This is a genomic window from Bradyrhizobium sp. 191, assembly GCF_023100985.1.
GTDB classification, from domain to species: Bacteria; Pseudomonadota; Alphaproteobacteria; order Rhizobiales; family Xanthobacteraceae; genus Bradyrhizobium; species Bradyrhizobium diversitatis.
In genome coordinates, this window is the sequence record NZ_CP064692.1 from 647,268 (window position 1) to 662,746 (window position 15,479).

Genomic DNA, 15,479 nt, shown 5'->3' on the forward strand with positions numbered 1-15,479 from the left:
AAGCCCGGGACCAGCGCACCACCCGGCCGCAATACCGTCGTTCAAACCGCAGCTTTCGGGATTATAACCCCCGATGAGCCACCTCTTGGTGGTCGAGCCGCCGCCCGGTCTTGATGATCGTCACTTCTTGAGGATGCCCGTATTGGTATTTCCGAGCTGCTGGATGGCAGCGTTTGCGGCGGGCGTGTTGTAGGTCGGTCGAGATCCACCGCCTTCCTGATCAGAAGGGGTAGCACCGGGTCTTGCGCCCGTCCTTCCCCGGCTTTTTGCATTGAGCGTGTTGGGGCCTGGCGAACCGCCTGTTCCGCTGAGCGTCGTCCCATTCGAGAGCGTCGAGCCGCCCGCGCCGCTCGAACCAGCCGCACTCGCGCCGCCGCCGGATGAAGAACCGCCTGAAGAGCCTCCCGAGCTTTGCGCCATGGAGAACGAAATGGTGCCCAGAAGAATGGTCACGACCGCCGCCAGAAGCCTCATTTGTCCTCTCCGATTCCGGCCAGCTCCGAAAGCGCTGGGTTCCTGGTGATGAAATCGCGCAGCGCGCAGCTCCTATCGACGGCGAGCGATCCATGCTCCGGCCAGAAAGGCAACAAGCAAAGACACCAAAGGCGCCTTCACTGTCACCTCGCGCAACTGGTCGGCCCATCGCTTCACCGAATCCGACGAGGGCGAGTGGAGCTGCCGGCTGGAAGCGCCTCTTTGCTCTCCGGAACCTGACCGCGGGCTCGAAGCCTGCTGTATGCCGCCCTGATCGTCCGTCAGCCCGGAGGCTTCCGTCATGGCCGCGGCTTCCTTCATGTCCATGGGCGCGCTCCAATGCTGGTGCGGTTGCGGAACAACGACTTAATCTCGGGTGCCCGTCCGGCGCTGCTGACAAGCGCGTTGGGAACCAATGGGAGCAGCTATGGCGGCGGCATTCATGCGAACTATATAGTTTCGTCGAAGCCCCTGCCGTACCGCTCCCTTGAAGAAGCCCTTGCTCATCTTTCTGTTCCTCGTCATCGCACCGCTTACCGCATCAGCGGCGAGATATTTCTGGCTGGGCGATGGCCGCCAGAATTGGCAAACGGCCGATCGGTCGAGCGCGGGGCTTCTGGCCGCCGCGGCCGATCATCGCGAAGCCGTCGTACGGGTATTCGGGGCGAGAACGGTGAGATGGCGCAGCATCTTCGCAATTCACACCTGGATCGTCGTAAAAGAGAAGGATGCCGCGACCTACACCCGGTATGACTACACGGCGTGGGGCGAGCCGATCCGCACCAACGGCTTCGCTCCGGACGGGCGGTGGTTCGGCGCTGCGCCGGAAACCATTGTGGCCGTAGATGGAGCGCGCGCGGAGGCGCTGATCCCGAAGATCAGAGATGTGATCGAAAACTACAGGTTTCGATCCTATGGAGATTACAGCGTCTGGCCTGGTCCCAATTCAAACACCTTCGTGCAGGCCGCACTCGACTCCGTCCCTGAGCTCCGAGCCGTCCTGCCGCCGACCGCGATCGGCAAGGACTTCCCGTATACCGGCAGATGGTTCGGCGTAACGGCGTCCGGCACAGGCATCTATGCTTCACTTGCCGGATATATCGGCTTTTCGATCGGCTGGGTCGAAGGCCTGGAGATCAATTTCTTCGGCGCCGTGCTCGGCGTCGACATCCGGCGCCCGGCGCTCAAATTGCCAGGCCTCGGCCGCGTTGGGGTCACCACCGGCGTGTAAGAACAGATTCCGAATTGCCGGAGCCCCGGGCCCATTCACGCCGGCCACGCGTGAGGCATCCTTGATTCCGGGAAACAGTCCTACGCCCGCCGCATCAGCTTGAGCGACGCCGCAAGCCGTAAGCTGCGCTTCCCCGCGAGCGCGATGCCTTCGAGCTCGCCGCTGTCGGCCGTGCAGGTGCCGGAGAAGCCGATCCCGACCTCGAAGCCGCCAAACACGGGGTTCTCGCCTTTCGCCGGCGTGTGCTCCTGGTTCAGCATCTCGCCCTTCCACCGGCCGTCCGCCGAGGAATAGGAGCCGAGATAGTAGAAGAACGCATCGCCGCCGAGGATGCGCCCGTCGATCAGCAGCATCACGCCGGACAGTCCAGCATCGATGCCGTCCAGCGCGCTCAGCTTCATCCCGTAGAGCCCGTTGGCGATACCGCCTGGCCCGACCGCACCGCTCGGCGGCCCCCCCTCGTCGTCGAGCCGCGTGAGATTGGCCCAGAACCTGGCGCCCGGCATGGTGTCCGCGCCGCCCTCGAGACGGATCTGGTTGCCGTAGAGCCGGCCGCGCGCTGCGATCGAGGCGACATCCGCTCCCATCAGCGGCTTGTAGCTGGGGTCCAGATTGTGCCGCTCGGTGATGACCTGGGCGATGATCTCGCCGTCACGCTCGACATAACTGCCGAGATGCGCAAAGCCCGAATTGCCGCCCAGCATCTTGCCGTCATGCAGGCACATGATGCTGCGGCCAAACCCGTCGTTGACGCCGTATTCAACCTTGTAGAGCCCGTCCAGCAATGCCTTGAACTCGCAAAATCGGAAAACAATTGTCGGCTACCTAGCATCGTCGCGGCACTGAAGCCACCGGCTTTTCCGCGCAGCACCGGCCACGGAACGCACGTCCACCACGATGCCATTATGCCCCTGTTTTGCCCCGACGGGTCAAATCGACTTCGCAAAATCCGCATGCGTGTGATTTCAACGGCTTGGCTACTGTGCATGGGGTTGTTTTTCGACTTTTGTCTCTGACTCGCGGAAAAGGCCCTCACGCGTCAGTGACGCTTGAAGTACTGCACCTCGCGCTCGTGCTTCTCGGCGGCTGCACGGCTCTTGAACGTGCCGAGATTGCGACGCTTGCCGGTCTTCGGATTCACCTTGCGTGAATAGAGGCGGTATTCGCCCGATGCCAGTTTGCGGATCATGATCGCGCTCCGTTTTGTCCGGACGACAACGACGTACGCGCGAGCCGGGTTCCGTCAGGTCCCGGCTCTGCTCAGAAACACAGCGTGGTGACGAGCTTGCCCTGCTTGTCCTTGATCGCATAGGGACAGCGAATGCGCTCCAGCGCCTTCTTCGCGTCCTCGTCGCCGAGCGCCGCAGCGCGCTCGTAATAGGCCTTCGCGGCGTCCTTGTCCCTGGGCCCGCCGCGGCCTTCCTGCGCGAAGGCGCCCATCCGCTCCAATGCGCCGGGATGGTTTTGTGCCGCCGCCTTCTCGAACAGCGCACGCGCCGCGGCGTCGTCCTTCGCACCGCCCGCGCCTTCGGAGAGCATCAGGCCGAGCTGGTACTGCGCTTCCGCGTTGGTCTCGGCAGCCTTGCCGAGCAGCGCGCGCGCCTGCGCGGGATCGGCCGGCGCGGCGCCACCTGCGCCGCCGAGCGCGGCGAGATTGCTGACGCCACGGGGGTTGCCGGCCTGCGCCGCCTTCTCGAACAGCTTTCGCGCTTGCGCCTCGTCCTTGGCAACGCCCGCGCCGGTGGCGTAGGCCACGCCGAGTTCGACCATGGCCGCGCTCGATCCCTTGTCGGCGGCCTTGCGCCAGGCTGCGATCGCGTCGGCCGTCTGCCTGTTGGCCGCATAGGCGCGGCCGAGCGCGAACATCGCGCGCCGCGAGGATGGCGCGGCCTGCTTGCAGAACCTGACCGCGGTCGCAATGTCGGAGGCCGCAATCTCCGCCGCGCCCTTGACGTCGGCCGGCTTGTCGGGATCGCTGGGATCGGCGGCGACCCGGTCGCACAGAACGAGGTCGGCCGATTGCGCCTGCGCCGTCAGGGGCACGGCGAGCGCAAACAGCATGGCAAGGAGGTAAGTCCGCATGGTCGTCACGTTGCGTCCCCGTCCCGGCAAATTCAAGGCTCGAGTCCTGATTGGCGCAGCACGGGCACGACATCAGGCGATGCCAGATAGCGCAGCAGCCGGTCTGCGGCGTCGGCATGTTTCGCATTCGCCATGCGGCCGGCGGAGAACACGGCCGGCGTCTGCAAATCGCGCGGAATCGGGCCGACGACCTCGATGCCGCCAACCTGCTTCAGCTCGCTGATCTGCTGCACGGCGAGGTCCGCCTCGCCGGTCACGAGCCGCTCCGCCGTAAATCCCTGCTCGACGATGGTGGCCCTGGCGTTGATCTCCGCCGCGATCCCCATCCGCACGATCAGCTCAGCGAAGTACACGCCGCTCGCACCGAGCCGCGAATAGGCGACGGACCGCGCTGCGAGCAGGGTCGTGCGCAGCGCCGCTTCGCTGCCGATGTCGGGGTGCGCGTGCCCGGCCCGAACGGCGATGCCGACGAAGGACCGCGCCAGATCGGCCGCGCTCTCGGCAAGCACACGCCCCTCGCCGATCATCTCGTCGAGCCCTTCGCGGGTGAGGATGACGAGGTCGGCGGCCTCGCCCTCGCGCAACCGCTTCAGCAGCGCCAGGGTCGGCGCGAAATCGGCATCGACATGGATGCCGGTTGCAGTCTCGAAGGCCGAGGACAGGCTGCGCATCGCGCCCATGAGGCCGAGCGTCGAGAGCATGCGGACATTTTCCATGCGCGGTTCCTGGCGCGATCAGGCGCGATGCATCAGCTTCAGCGCGGCGGTGAGGCGCAGGCTGCGCTTGCCGGCAAGCGCTGTGGCCTCCAGCACCGCGTGCTCCGCATCGTAGCTGCCGGAGAAGCCGATGCCGACCTCGTGGCCGCCGAAGATCGGATCGTCCTTGGCCGGCGTGTGCTCCTGGTTGAGAATCTGGCCCTTCCAGCGGCCGTTCGCGGCGGTGTAGCTGCCGAGATAATGGAATGATGCGTCGCCGCCGAGGATGCGGCCCTGGTTGAGCAGCATCACGCCGGTGAGGCCTCCGTCGAGACCGTCGAGCATCCGCAGATGGATCGAGTAGAGGCCGTCGGCGATGCCGGCCTCGCCGACGCCGCCGGCGATCGGTACTTCGTCATCCGTGATCGGCGTCATCACCGACTGGAACGGCACGCCGGGCAGCTCCTTCAGCTCACCCTTGAAGCGATAGAGATCGCCGTCCGCCCAGCCCTTCGCGATCAAGGTCGCATCGTCCGTGCCCGCCATGGCGCGGTAGCTCGGATCCGGGTTATGGCGGACGGTGCTGATCACGACGTCCACGCCCTCGCCGGTCTTCACGTAGGTGCCGATATGAGCGAAGGCCGAATTGCCGCCGAGCATCTTGCCGTTGCCGGCATGCATCACGCTCCGGCCGATGGCATCGCCGAGCTGAAATCTCACCTTGTAGAAGCCTTCAAACACCAGCCGTGCCCCGGCCCTGCCCGCATCCTGGAGCACTCTATCCCGCTTTCGGCAGCAATGGACAAGTTTCGCGGAGCCGCGGTCGGCAGACACGGAAACGACCGTCATTCAAATGCAAAAATCCGCCGGAGCCTTGCAGCTCCGGCGGATTGAGACCAACCCGGGCCAGCCCCCCAGCCCGGGCCGGGAGGATCTTAGGCCGCGGCCTTCTTGTCGGTCGGCACGGACGCGATCGTCTTCAGGATCTGCGAGGCGATCTGGTAGGGGTCGCCTTGCGAGTTCGGACGGCGGTCTTCCAGATAGCCCTTGTAGCCGTTGTTGACGAAGGAGTGCGGAACGCGGATCGACGCGCCGCGGTCGGCAACGCCGTAGCTGAACTTGTTCCACGGCGCGGTCTCGTGCTTGCCGGTCAGACGCTTGTCGTTGTCCGGGCCGTAGACGGCGATGTGGTCCATCAGGTTCTTGTCGAAGGCGGCCATCAGCGCCTCGAAATACTCCTTGCCGCCGACCGTCCGCATGTACTCGGTCGAGAAGTTCGCATGCATGCCCGAGCCGTTCCAGTCGGTATCGCCGAGCGGCTTGCAGTGGAATTCGATGTCGATGCCGTACTTCTCGGTCAGGCGCAGCATCAGGTAGCGGGCCATCCACATTTCGTCAGCGGCCTTCTTGGAGCCCTTGCCGAAGATCTGGAATTCCCACTGGCCCTTTGCGACTTCCGCGTTGATGCCTTCATGGTTGATGCCGGCAGCCAGGCAGAGGTCGAGATGCTCTTCGACGATCTTGCGGGCGACGTCGCCGACGTTCGAATAGCCGACGCCGGTGTAGTACGGACCTTGCGGCGCCGGATAGCCGGCCTCGGGGAAACCGAGCGGCCGGCCGTTCTTGTAGAAGAAGTATTCCTGCTCGAAGCCGAACCAGGCGCCGGCGTCGTCCAGGATGGTGGCGCGCTTGTTGGACGGATGCGGGGTCTTGCCGTCCGGCATCATGACTTCGCACATCACCAGCACGCCGTTGGTGCGCGCGCCGTCCGGAAACACCGCGACCGGCTTCAGCACGCAATCAGAGCTGTGGCCTTCGGCCTGCATGGTGGAGGAGCCATCGAAGCCCCAGAGCGGAAGCTGCTCGAGCGTCGGGAACGACGCGAATTCCTTGATCTGAGTTTTGCCGCGCAAATTCGGAGTCGGCGTATATCCGTCGAGCCAGATGTACTCGAGCTTGTACTTGGTCATTGAGCCTCTCTGTAGATGATGCGAAAGGTTGGGGGCCTGAAGGCCCCCGCACGTTTTGTACCCGGCCATCATCGGCCGGCGCTTCCCAAGCATTTTACGTGCCAAAAAGCCGCAGTACGGGCGGTTTTCCACCGCGGCCGATCTCCCCACGTCGCCGGCGAACCACTCACGGCACCGTGCGTCATAGCCGCGCACCTTCACGTGAAGCTGCACTGCAAAATTCCTCGGAAAACGCCCGATTCTGGAGCAGCTAGCATCGTCCCGGAAGTTGCCGACTAAACGCGCATCAACGTCCGGCAATTTTCGCAAACTATCCGCCCCCTGCACCGCAACCTTCGGAATGGCCCATGCGTTGGTCAGAGGGATCGTGCCTTAGACGATGCAGAAGGCTGCCTGCCCACAAATTGGGCGAAAACTGATTTTCTTTTCAGCACTTTCCAATCCGGGAAGCCCGGCCGATATGGGGATTCCAGTAACCACAATCGAACGAGTCGGGCGCACCATGGAGGCCAAGGCGCTTCGACCAAGGAGAAATCGTAATGATGAACAATGGTCTTAGTCACGGATCTGCGAAGATCTACCAATTCCCCGTCGGCGGCCGTGCGGCGCTCGGGGGACGCCGTTATGGCGAGACCCGCCTTCCTGCCGATCACGCCTCGTTGCCCTCGAACGTCTCGATCTGCAGCGACAGCTGGTATCACCAGGATGCGGTCGACGAAGCCAAGCCGAAATGGGATCGCTGATGCCTATCGTTGGTTTGAGACCGCCGCGCTCTCGAAGTCGCCCGGCGGCAGTTTGAAAAGGGCCGAAACAACGGCGTTTCGGCCCTTTTTGATTCCTGCCTGAACCATGCCGATCAAATCACCGCGCAGGCCGTGACCGGCCGCTTCAGATGCTTGACCGTGGTGGTCCCGGCCTTCCCGATGGTCAGCGTGATACCGGCTCCCGAATAGCGCGCGCCAGAGACCGCCAGCCGCTTCGCGAGCGTTACGGGCTCGCCGTCGATCTGCAGAAAGGCGCGCTTGTCGCCATCATAAAAACCAACGATGAACCGTGTACCATCGGCACAGCGATAGGTCCGGAACGTCTGCGCATCGGCCTGCGGCGCGTGGCAAATTCCGCCCGCCAGCATGGTGACCGCCAAAAGAATGGCCTTGTGGCAGCCCATGATCGCCCCCTCTAGTAGCCCTTAAGAACGCCCGTCGTGCGTCCAATGGAACATAACCCAAGCTGATCTCATGTCAGACTCTCCTGCCCGCCATCTCGCCCTGCAAGGCGCCAGCAATTTTCGCGATCTCGGCGGCTATCCGACCACCGATGGCCGCATCACGCGCTGGCGGCACATCTTCCGCTCCAATCATCTCGGCCAGCTCACCGCAGCCGACGTCGAGATCGTCCGCGCGCTGGGCGTCAGAAGCGCATTCGATTTCCGTGGCCTGGAGGAGCGCGCAGCTGGCATCTGCGTCGTGAACGAGATCACGGTGCATTCGCTGCCGATCGAGCCGACCGTCGTCGCCGCGCTGCGCGCCGAGCTCACCCGGGGCACGCTCACCGCGCCCGTGGCGCTCGAGCTCATGCGCGAGTCCTATCGGAACTATGTTCGCCACAACACGCACTGCTTTCGTGCGCTGTTCGGCCATTTGCTGGAAGACCGCGCGCCGCTCGTGATCCACTGCACCGCCGGCAAGGACCGCACCGGCTTCGCCAGCGCGCTGATCCTGCATGCGCTGGGCGTGCCCGACGACATCATCGCCGAGGATTACCTCTTGACCAACCGTCACTACAAGCGCGATGCGACGGCCGCCACGGATCTGCCCGAGGACGTCCGCAACGCCATCGGCAGCGTGGAGACCTCGTATCTTGCTGCGGCCTTCGAGGCCGTCGGCAGCGAGTATGGCGATCTCGAAACCTATCTGCGCGACGGGCTCAAGCTCGGCGAAGCCGAGCGGGCCGCGCTGAAGGCGCGCTATCTGCAAGCCTGATCAGGACGTTGCTTGGTCGGTCAGCCACGTCCCCGGCGGGACAGCGTCGGTGATCGCCTGACACAGGGCTTTGGAGACCTCAAGCGTGCTCCAGTCACTCTGGTGAAGCATGTCGGGCCGATCCGTTGGATCGACCATCTGGTCGAATGGCACGCCATTCTGCACATGCCAATGCCGCATCAGGGCCCAACGTCGGAACACATTGACCTTCGCAGCTTCCGCGATCTCCCGGATCTTCGAGACCATCTGCTCCGAAAGCTCGGCCTTGTCGTCGCGGAGCATGGCGGTGACATATTGCGGATCAATCAACACAACATCCATTGGATGCTGCCCCAGCCGGCGCACGCCTTCGGCGATACTGTCCAGCACCTGCTGAAAGTTGAACTCGTTCTTGCGGAAGACAGCGTTGGTCCCGACCTGCCAAAGCACCATCGCGGGCCGGTCCGCGAAAATATCTGCGTCGAACCGATCGAGTTCTGTCGGCGCCTCCTCTCCGCCCTTGCCGCGGTTCAGGACGTCGATGCGAAGCTTCGGCAAGGGGCCGGCGTAGTGCTGCCTCAAATACATCTCCAGGCGGGCGGGGTAAGGCACGACATCCGCACGTCCCGCCGTTGAGGATGATCCCATCGCCACGATGCGAGCCGGACCTTCTCCGCGCAGAGCCTCAAAGAAGCGTCGCAGCGGGTATTTGAGCGCGATGATGTCCTGCGGGATGTCTACGGCTGGCAGACTTTCGGACATACCAACACCCTCACGCTATTCAAGGTTGCAGAACTCATTCAGCCTTGAAGCCGCCGGCATTGCAAGTCCAATTCGGCCCGCGCAATGTCGGAGCGCAAGAGGTAACGACGGAGAGCAACGTGCACGGAAAAGTGGTTCTCGTGACGGGCGCACTCGGCGCGCTCGGCAAGGTGGTCGCCGAGACGGCGCTGGCGCGCGGCGCGCGCGTGGCCGGCATCGATCACGCGCCTTCGCAAGTGCCCCCGACGCCCGACCGCATCGAGATCGGCGGCGTCGACCTGTCCGACCCGGCGCAGGCAACGACGGCCGTTGAGACGGCCGCAAAGCAATTCGGCCGGCTCGATGCGCTGATCAACATTGCCGGCGGCTTCGCCTTCGAGACCATCGGCGACGGCGACGTCAAGACGTGGCAGCGCATGCACGCGCTCAACGTGCTCACCGCGCTCAACGCCTCGCGCGCGGCGCTGCCGCACCTCGCCGCGTCCAAGGCCGGCCGCATCGTCAATATCGGCGCGATGGGCGCGCTCCAGGCGGGCAGCGGCATGGGGCCCTATGCGGCCTCGAAGGCCGGCGTGCATCGCCTCACCGAGGCGCTCGCCAACGAATGGAAGGGCAAGGTCACCGTGAATGCCGTGCTGCCCTCGATCATCGACACCGCGGCCAATCGCGCCGACATGCCGAAGGCCGATTTCTCCAGATGGGTGACGCCGCAGGAACTCGCCGAGGTCATCCTGTTCCTTGCCAGCGACGCCGCGAGCGGCGTCACCGGTGCGCTGATTCCGGTAGGTGGTCGGGTGTGATTGCGTTTTGATCTGATCGTCCGAACACCGGCTTGATTCAATCAGAGGCGAGAAGGCACTAGACTAGCCGCAACTGATTCTCCGATCGGAACCGCCTTGGAAACCGCGCTATACCTGCCCGTCAAACGCTTCCTCGAAGAGCTTGGCTTCACGGTCAAGGGCGAGATCGGCGGCTGCGATCTCGTCGGTCTCAGCGCCGGCGATCCGCCGGTCGTGGTCATCGGCGAGCTCAAGCTTGCCTTCAATCTCGAGCTGATCCTGCAGGCAGTCGACCGCGCGCCGGCCGGCGACGAGGTCTGGATCGCGGCCAAGATGTCGGCGCGCGGCAAGGGACGCGAGAGCGATGCGCGCTACCGCAATCTCTGCCGCCGTCTCGGCTTCGGCATGCTTGGGGTGACCGATCGCGGCCAGGTCGAGGTGCTGGTGAAACCGCCGACCGCTGCGCCGCGCCGGGAGCCGAAGGTGCGCTCGCGGCTCGTCGCCGAGCATCAGCGGCGCCAGGGCGATCCCGTGCTCGGCGGCAGCACCCGCGCACCGATCATGACGGCCTATCGGCAGCAGGCACTGGCCTGCGCGTCGGCGCTCGCCGAAGGCCCGAAGCCCGTGCGCGAGCTGCGGGAACGTTGTCCCGATGCCGGCAAGATCTTGCTTAACAATGTGTATGGCTGGTTCGAACGCACTGAGCGGGGAATTTACCGGCTCACCGAAGCCGGAGACGCAGCTCTGAAACGCTGGCCTCAGCAACGTGTGGGGGTCGTCGCAGGTGCTGTGTCACCGCCATGACACCCGAACGGTGCATAGCTGAGCTGCCACGCCGATTCCATATTGCAATGCAACATTCAGGGCACTAGGTATCCCGGCATCAAAACGAGGCCGTTATGAGCGCAGACTGGAACACCAAATATGGCACGCGGCGCGTGCGCCACGATCCGCCCACCCTGGATGAGGCGATCTTCGCCGCCGTCGGCATCACCGACGATCAGGCGCAGCAGGCCGAGATCGCCGCAGCCTTGATGGGAATGCCGCTCGACGTTGTCCAGGCCGAGGTGAAGAAGCAGGCCCGCACCAACAGCCGCATCACGGCCACGCGCGTCATCGCTGGCGAACAGGGCGCGCAGCGCTCCGTGGTGGTCGAGCGCCGCGTCGTCCGCCGTTTCGGCAACGACAAGCGCACTGGCACCTGAGCGTTCATTTCACCACCCCGAATACGAAAGCGGACCGGCCGTGCCGGTCCGCTTTTTGATTCGTGTCCGGTGCCTTCAGGCTATGCGGCGCGACTGCCGTACATGCTTGAGATGAGCTTCCAGCAAGTGCTGTTGAAGCTGAGAAGAGCGCGCCCGGCCGTGAACGGCGACGCCGCGAGATCGGCGAGTTCGGCCTCAGGCGTCCTCGCGAGGTCGATCGTACCAGTCGATTCGCCGTGGCGGAAAGCCAGATGCGCCCCGAACTTCCTGGCGAGCGCCCGCATCGCGTGGTTCTCGGCACCCGTCGTGATGCGCAGCTGCTTATAGCCTTTCCAGCGCGCCTCCGCGATCAGGCGGCGGAACAGCACTGTGCCGACACCCTGGCGGCGCGCGGAAGCTTCCACGCTGAAGGCGACTTCGGGCAAACAATCATGCTCCGGCGGATGCAACTCGGCCGCGCCACGGACCACGCCATCGACGATATAGGCCACGATCACGGTGCCGTCTTCGGCGCAGCGGGCGGCGTAACGCTCGATGAAGCTGTCGTCGAGAAAGCCGTTGAAGCGGTCGTGTCGACTGCCGGCATCAAGCCTCAGCAGATGATCGCGCAGGAGCGGCAATTCTTCCTGCTGGATCAAGGTCCGCACATAGCCGGGAGCGGTGCGGACGGTCTCTTCAAGTACCACGTCAGAAACTCCTCTTGGTGTCCCTCGAGGAGGCGTTCGAATCCCTAGGCCTCTTATATTGTGCATCGCACCATAATTTTCAAGACGGAGACCTGCCCAAGTTAGAGGCAGCGGGAGCGACTAATTCGTTAATAAAATCAAACTCCCGTAGACTTACAGGACCAGCTGCGTCTGGGTCACTACGGCAACCAGCTTGCCATCCTCGGTTTCCAGCCGGGTGGTCCAGATCTGGGTCCGCCGGCCACGATGAACCGGAGTGGCGGTGGCGATGACTGTGGTTCCCTCCTTGGCCCCGCCAATGAAATTGGTCTTGCTCTCCAGCGTGGTCGTGCCCTTGGCATCCTCGGGCAGATTGATCACGGTCGCCGCCGCGCCGACGGAATCGGCGAGCGCCATCACTGCCCCGCCATGGATGGTGTGGTGAAGCGTGCAGAGATCGGGCCGGACCGTCATCCGCGCCACCACGCGGTCCTTCTCTGCCTCGACGAACTCGACGCCCTTGAGCTCGGCGAACGGCATCTTCATCGCTTTAAGTTTCTCGAGCGGCGTCATCAAAAGCCCTCCCAATTCATTGTTGTCTCAACGTGAATGGCTTCGCGCGGCAAAGCAATGACCTCCGAGGTAATGGCGGTGCTGACATATGAGCCGCGTTTGCGCATATGCTCGCTCCATGCGCCACTTCCCGCCCCGCCGCGTCGTCTGTCTCACCGAAGAGACGGTCGAGACGCTCTATCTGCTCGGCGAGCAGGACCGTATCGTCGGCGTCTCCGGCTACGCCGTGCGGCCCCCGCAGGTGCGGCGCGAGAAGCCACGGGTGTCCGCTTTCGTCTCAGCGGACATCCCGAAGATCCTGGCATTGGAGCCGGACCTCGTGCTCGCATTCTCCGATCTCCAGGCCGGCATCGCGGCCGATCTCGTCCGCGCCGGCATCGATGTCCACGTCTTCAACCAGCGCGACATCGCCGGGATTCTGGCGATGATCCGCACGCTGGGTGCACTGGTCGGCGCCGCCGGGTGCGCGGAACACCTCGCGCAAGGCTTCGAGCGGCGCCTTGCGGCAGTCGCCGCAGCGCCCCGCCCCTCGCCGCCGCCAAAAGTCTATTTCGAGGAATGGGATGATCCGTTGATCTCGGGCATCGGCTGGGTCTCCGAGTTGATCGAGATCGCTGGCGGCATGGATGTCTTCCCGGAACTGAAGCATCGGCCGGCGGCAAAGGATCGCATCGTTTCGACAGAGGCGGTGCGCGAGGCCGCACCTGACGTCATCCTCGCCTCTTGGTGCGGCAAGAAGGTCGTGCCCACCCGCATCAAGCAGCGCGATGGATGGAGCGGCATCCCGGCCGTGCGCGACAATCGCATCGTCGAGATCAAGTCGGCGATGATTTTGCAGCCGGGACCCGCGGCGCTGACGGACGGACTCGATGCGATCGTAGCGGCGTTGTGGGGATGAACGCGCCAGATCTATTACCGTCATGCGCGCGAGGCGACGCAATCCACAGTGTCACAGCGGAGGGATTCTGGATTGCTTCGTCGCAAGCGCTCCTCGCAATGACGTCTGAGGAAGCGACCTTCCTCACGTCACCGCGTTGACGACCTGGTACTCCGGCCGGCGCCACACATCGCCGACGATGACATCCTCGATGATCTCGGCCGCCTTCATAACGTCGCGCTCGCCGACATAGAGCGGCGTAATCCCGAATCTCATGATGTCGGGCGCGCGGAAATCGCCGATGACGCCACGCGCGATCAGGGCCTGCATCGCGGCATAGCCGCCCTCGAATGCGAAGGAGACCTGCGAGCCGCGGCGCTCATGAGCGCGTGGCGTCACCAGCTTCAGGGACGGACAGCGGCGCTCGACCTCGGCAATCAGGAGATCGCCGAGCGCCAGGGAGCGGGCGCGGACCTCGGCGAGGTCGACGCGGTCCCAGATGTCGAGCGAGGCTTCCAGCGCCGCCATTGCCAGCACCGGCGGAGTGCCGACGCGCATGCGCTCGACGCCGCCGGCGGCGGCATAGGCAAGCTCGAAGGCAAAGGGCTTGGCATGACCCATCCAGCCCGACAGCGCGGCCCGCGCGCTATCGGCATGGCGCGGCGCGACGTAGAGGAAAGCCGGCGAGCCGGGACCGGCATTGAGATATTTGTAGGTGCACCCAGCGGCGAAATCGGCCCCGCTGCCGGCGAGATCGACCGGCAGCGCGCCGGCGGAATGCGCGAGATCCCAGACAGTGACGATGCCGAGGGCATGCGCTTTCGTGGTCAACTTCGCCATGTCGTGACGGCGGCCGGTGCGGTAGTCAACCTCGGTGATGTAGAGCACCGCGACCTCCTCCGACAACGCGGTCTCGATCTCCTCCGGCGCCACCAGGCGCAATTGATGGCCGCGCCCGAGCGTTTCGATCAGGCCCTCGGCCATGTAGAGGTCGGTCGGGAAATTGCCGGTATCCGACAGGATCACCTTGCGCGAGGCGTTCATGTCGAGCGCGGCGGCGAGCGCCTGATAGACCTTGAGCGACAGCGTGTCACCGACCATCACGGAGCCCGCTTCCGCGCCGACCAGCAGCGCGATGCGGTCGCCGACATGACGCGGCTGGGCGTACCAGCCCGCGGTGTTCCAGGCGCGGATCAGCTCGTTGCCCCACTCGTCCGTGATGACGCGGCCAACGCGCTCGGCAACGCCCAGCGGCAGCGCACCCAGCGAGTTGCCGTCGAGATAGATCACGCCGTCGGGCAAATGGAACAGCGCCCTGGTGTCGTCGTAGACGCGAAGCCGGGTCATGGACACCCCTACAGAATCGTGCGCACGCGCCAGAGTTCGGGAAACAGTTCGACCTCCAGCATGCGCTTGAGATAGCTGACGCCGCCAGTGCCGCCGGTGCCGCGCTTGAATCCGATGACGCGCTCGACCGTCGTCACATGGTTGAAGCGCCAGCGCCGGAAATAGTCCTCGAAATCGACCAGCTTCTCGGCCAGTTCGTAGAGCATCCAGTGCGTCTCCGGCGCCTCGTAGACGATACGCCAGGCCTGCAGCACGCCCTCGTTGAAGCTGTGGGTCTCGCGAACATCGCGCGCCAGCACTGCCGCAGGCATCTTGAGCCCGTTGCGGTCGGCGAGGCGCAACACCTCGTCATAGAGGCTTGGCGTTGCAAGTTCCGCTTCGAGCAGCTTCGTGGTCTCCGCATCGTGCGCGTGCGGCTTCAGCATGGCGTGGTTGCGGTTGCCAAGCAGAAATTCGATCAGCCGGTATTGCCGCGACTGGAAGCCCGAGGATTGCCCGAGCTGCGAGCGGAAGCGGGTATATTCGCTGGGCGTCATCGTGCGCAGCACGTCCCAGGCGCCGTTGAGCTGCTCGAAGATGCGCGACATCCGCGCCAGCATCTTCATGGCGGGCTGCACCTCGTCTTTCGCGATGGCCCGACGCGCGGCGCTGAGCTCGTGGATGGCAAGCCGCATCCAGAGCTCCGTGGTCTGATGCTGGATGATGAACAGCATCTCGTCATGCGCCTCCGACAGCGGGTGCTGCGCGCCGAGGATCGCATCCAGTGCAAGGTAGTCGCCGTAGGACATCCGCCGTGCGAAATCGGTCTCGGCGCCTTCGCTCGTGGGATCGTAATCGCTGGACGTCATGCCAAGTCCT

General features: G+C 64.4%; 21 protein-coding genes. 7 read left to right on the forward strand and 14 right to left on the reverse strand.

Features of this window, described 5'->3' with window-relative positions; translation table 11 throughout:
* Window positions 1–120: 120 nt before the first annotated feature.
* Both IVB23_RS03060 and IVB23_RS03065 read right to left on the reverse strand, forming a co-directional pair.
* Window positions 121–474 (reverse strand): hypothetical protein, encoded by a 354-nt coding sequence (locus IVB23_RS03060; protein WP_197967893.1) that lies wholly within the window; start codon window positions 472–474, stop codon window positions 121–123.
* 72 nt (window positions 475–546) lie between these two features.
* Complete coding sequence (locus IVB23_RS03065) at window positions 547–801, reverse strand: hypothetical protein (RefSeq protein WP_247802433.1); 255 nt, start codon at window positions 799–801, stop codon at window positions 547–549.
* Window positions 802–973: 172 nt separating this feature from the next.
* Between IVB23_RS03065 and IVB23_RS03070 the strand changes: the two genes are divergently transcribed.
* Window positions 974–1,705, forward strand: a complete 732-nt coding sequence (locus IVB23_RS03070; RefSeq protein WP_061876622.1) for a DUF3750 domain-containing protein — start codon at window positions 974–976, stop codon at window positions 1,703–1,705.
* Window positions 1,706–1,785: 80 nt separating this feature from the next.
* Here IVB23_RS03070 and IVB23_RS03075 read toward each other — a convergent pair whose 3' ends face one another.
* From IVB23_RS03075 to IVB23_RS03100, 6 genes are all read right to left on the reverse strand, one after another.
* Window positions 1,786–2,490 carry a GrlR family regulatory protein gene (locus tag IVB23_RS03075; protein WP_061876535.1) on the reverse strand — a complete coding sequence of 235 codons (705 nt, stop codon included), beginning with the start codon at window positions 2,488–2,490 and terminating at the stop codon, window positions 1,786–1,788.
* A gap of 254 nt (window positions 2,491–2,744) precedes the next feature.
* Entirely contained in the window at window positions 2,745–2,894 is a 150-nt protein-coding gene (locus tag IVB23_RS03080; protein ID WP_007609497.1) for a hypothetical protein, read from the reverse strand.
* Window positions 2,895–2,965: 71 nt separating this feature from the next.
* Complete coding sequence (locus IVB23_RS03085; RefSeq protein WP_247802434.1) at window positions 2,966–3,787, reverse strand: tetratricopeptide repeat protein; 822 nt, start codon at window positions 3,785–3,787, stop codon at window positions 2,966–2,968.
* 32 nt (window positions 3,788–3,819) lie between these two features.
* Window positions 3,820–4,503, reverse strand: coding sequence for a substrate-binding domain-containing protein (locus tag IVB23_RS03090; protein WP_247802435.1), 684 nt, complete (start codon window positions 4,501–4,503; stop codon window positions 3,820–3,822).
* A gap of 18 nt (window positions 4,504–4,521) precedes the next feature.
* Window positions 4,522–5,223 (reverse strand): GrlR family regulatory protein, encoded by a 702-nt coding sequence (locus IVB23_RS03095; protein ID WP_247804735.1) that lies wholly within the window; start codon window positions 5,221–5,223, stop codon window positions 4,522–4,524.
* A 194-nt stretch (window positions 5,224–5,417) separates the two neighbouring features.
* Window positions 5,418–6,452: a glutamine synthetase beta-grasp domain-containing protein gene (locus IVB23_RS03100; RefSeq protein ID WP_061876532.1), complete on the reverse strand. Its 1,035-nt coding sequence runs from the start codon at window positions 6,450–6,452 to the stop codon at window positions 5,418–5,420.
* Window positions 6,453–6,991: 539 nt separating this feature from the next.
* On the opposite strand from IVB23_RS03100, the gene IVB23_RS03105 reads away from it, so the two are divergent.
* Entirely contained in the window at window positions 6,992–7,195 is a 204-nt protein-coding gene (locus IVB23_RS03105) for a DUF2735 domain-containing protein (protein WP_061876531.1), read from the forward strand.
* Window positions 7,196–7,308: 113 nt separating this feature from the next.
* Here the strand turns inward: IVB23_RS03105 and IVB23_RS03110 are convergent, their stop codons facing one another.
* Window positions 7,309–7,620: an MliC family protein gene (locus IVB23_RS03110; protein ID WP_061876530.1), complete on the reverse strand. Its 312-nt coding sequence runs from the start codon at window positions 7,618–7,620 to the stop codon at window positions 7,309–7,311.
* A 70-nt stretch (window positions 7,621–7,690) separates the two neighbouring features.
* Between IVB23_RS03110 and IVB23_RS03115 the strand changes: the two genes are divergently transcribed.
* Window positions 7,691–8,434 (forward strand): tyrosine-protein phosphatase, encoded by a 744-nt coding sequence (locus IVB23_RS03115; protein WP_061876529.1) that lies wholly within the window; start codon window positions 7,691–7,693, stop codon window positions 8,432–8,434.
* Here IVB23_RS03115 and IVB23_RS03120 read toward each other — a convergent pair whose 3' ends face one another.
* Window positions 8,435–9,175, reverse strand: coding sequence for an SGNH/GDSL hydrolase family protein (locus tag IVB23_RS03120; protein ID WP_061876528.1), 741 nt, complete (start codon window positions 9,173–9,175; stop codon window positions 8,435–8,437).
* Window positions 9,176–9,294: 119 nt separating this feature from the next.
* On the opposite strand from IVB23_RS03120, the gene IVB23_RS03125 reads away from it, so the two are divergent.
* The 3 genes from IVB23_RS03125 (at window position 9,295) to IVB23_RS03135 (ending at window position 11,159) form a co-directional block, all read left to right on the forward strand.
* The gene (locus IVB23_RS03125) at window positions 9,295–9,975 is read left to right on the forward strand and encodes an SDR family oxidoreductase (protein WP_247802436.1); all 681 of its coding nucleotides are present in this window, start codon (window positions 9,295–9,297) and stop codon (window positions 9,973–9,975) included.
* Window positions 9,976–10,071: 96 nt separating this feature from the next.
* Complete coding sequence (locus tag IVB23_RS03130) at window positions 10,072–10,758, forward strand: DUF2161 family putative PD-(D/E)XK-type phosphodiesterase (RefSeq protein WP_061876527.1); 687 nt, start codon at window positions 10,072–10,074, stop codon at window positions 10,756–10,758.
* A gap of 95 nt (window positions 10,759–10,853) precedes the next feature.
* On the forward strand, window positions 10,854–11,159 hold the full coding sequence (locus tag IVB23_RS03135; RefSeq protein WP_028182079.1) for a hypothetical protein: 306 nt from the start codon (window positions 10,854–10,856) through the stop codon (window positions 11,157–11,159).
* Window positions 11,160–11,239: 80 nt separating this feature from the next.
* Here IVB23_RS03135 and IVB23_RS03140 read toward each other — a convergent pair whose 3' ends face one another.
* Window positions 11,240–11,845: a GNAT family N-acetyltransferase gene (locus IVB23_RS03140; protein WP_061876526.1), complete on the reverse strand. Its 606-nt coding sequence runs from the start codon at window positions 11,843–11,845 to the stop codon at window positions 11,240–11,242.
* A gap of 153 nt (window positions 11,846–11,998) precedes the next feature.
* Complete coding sequence (locus IVB23_RS03145) at window positions 11,999–12,397, reverse strand: PaaI family thioesterase (RefSeq protein WP_028182077.1); 399 nt, start codon at window positions 12,395–12,397, stop codon at window positions 11,999–12,001.
* A 118-nt stretch (window positions 12,398–12,515) separates the two neighbouring features.
* Between IVB23_RS03145 and IVB23_RS03150 the strand changes: the two genes are divergently transcribed.
* Window positions 12,516–13,295 carry a cobalamin-binding protein gene (locus IVB23_RS03150; protein WP_247802437.1) on the forward strand — a complete coding sequence of 260 codons (780 nt, stop codon included), beginning with the start codon at window positions 12,516–12,518 and terminating at the stop codon, window positions 13,293–13,295.
* 123 nt (window positions 13,296–13,418) lie between these two features.
* Here IVB23_RS03150 and kynU read toward each other — a convergent pair whose 3' ends face one another.
* Window positions 13,419–14,621 (reverse strand): kynureninase, encoded by a 1,203-nt coding sequence (kynU, locus tag IVB23_RS03155; RefSeq protein WP_247802438.1) that lies wholly within the window; start codon window positions 14,619–14,621, stop codon window positions 13,419–13,421.
* Between the two features lie 8 nt (window positions 14,622–14,629).
* Complete coding sequence (kynA, locus tag IVB23_RS03160; RefSeq protein ID WP_028180727.1) at window positions 14,630–15,469, reverse strand: tryptophan 2,3-dioxygenase; 840 nt, start codon at window positions 15,467–15,469, stop codon at window positions 14,630–14,632.
* Window positions 15,470–15,479: the final 10 nt, after the last annotated feature.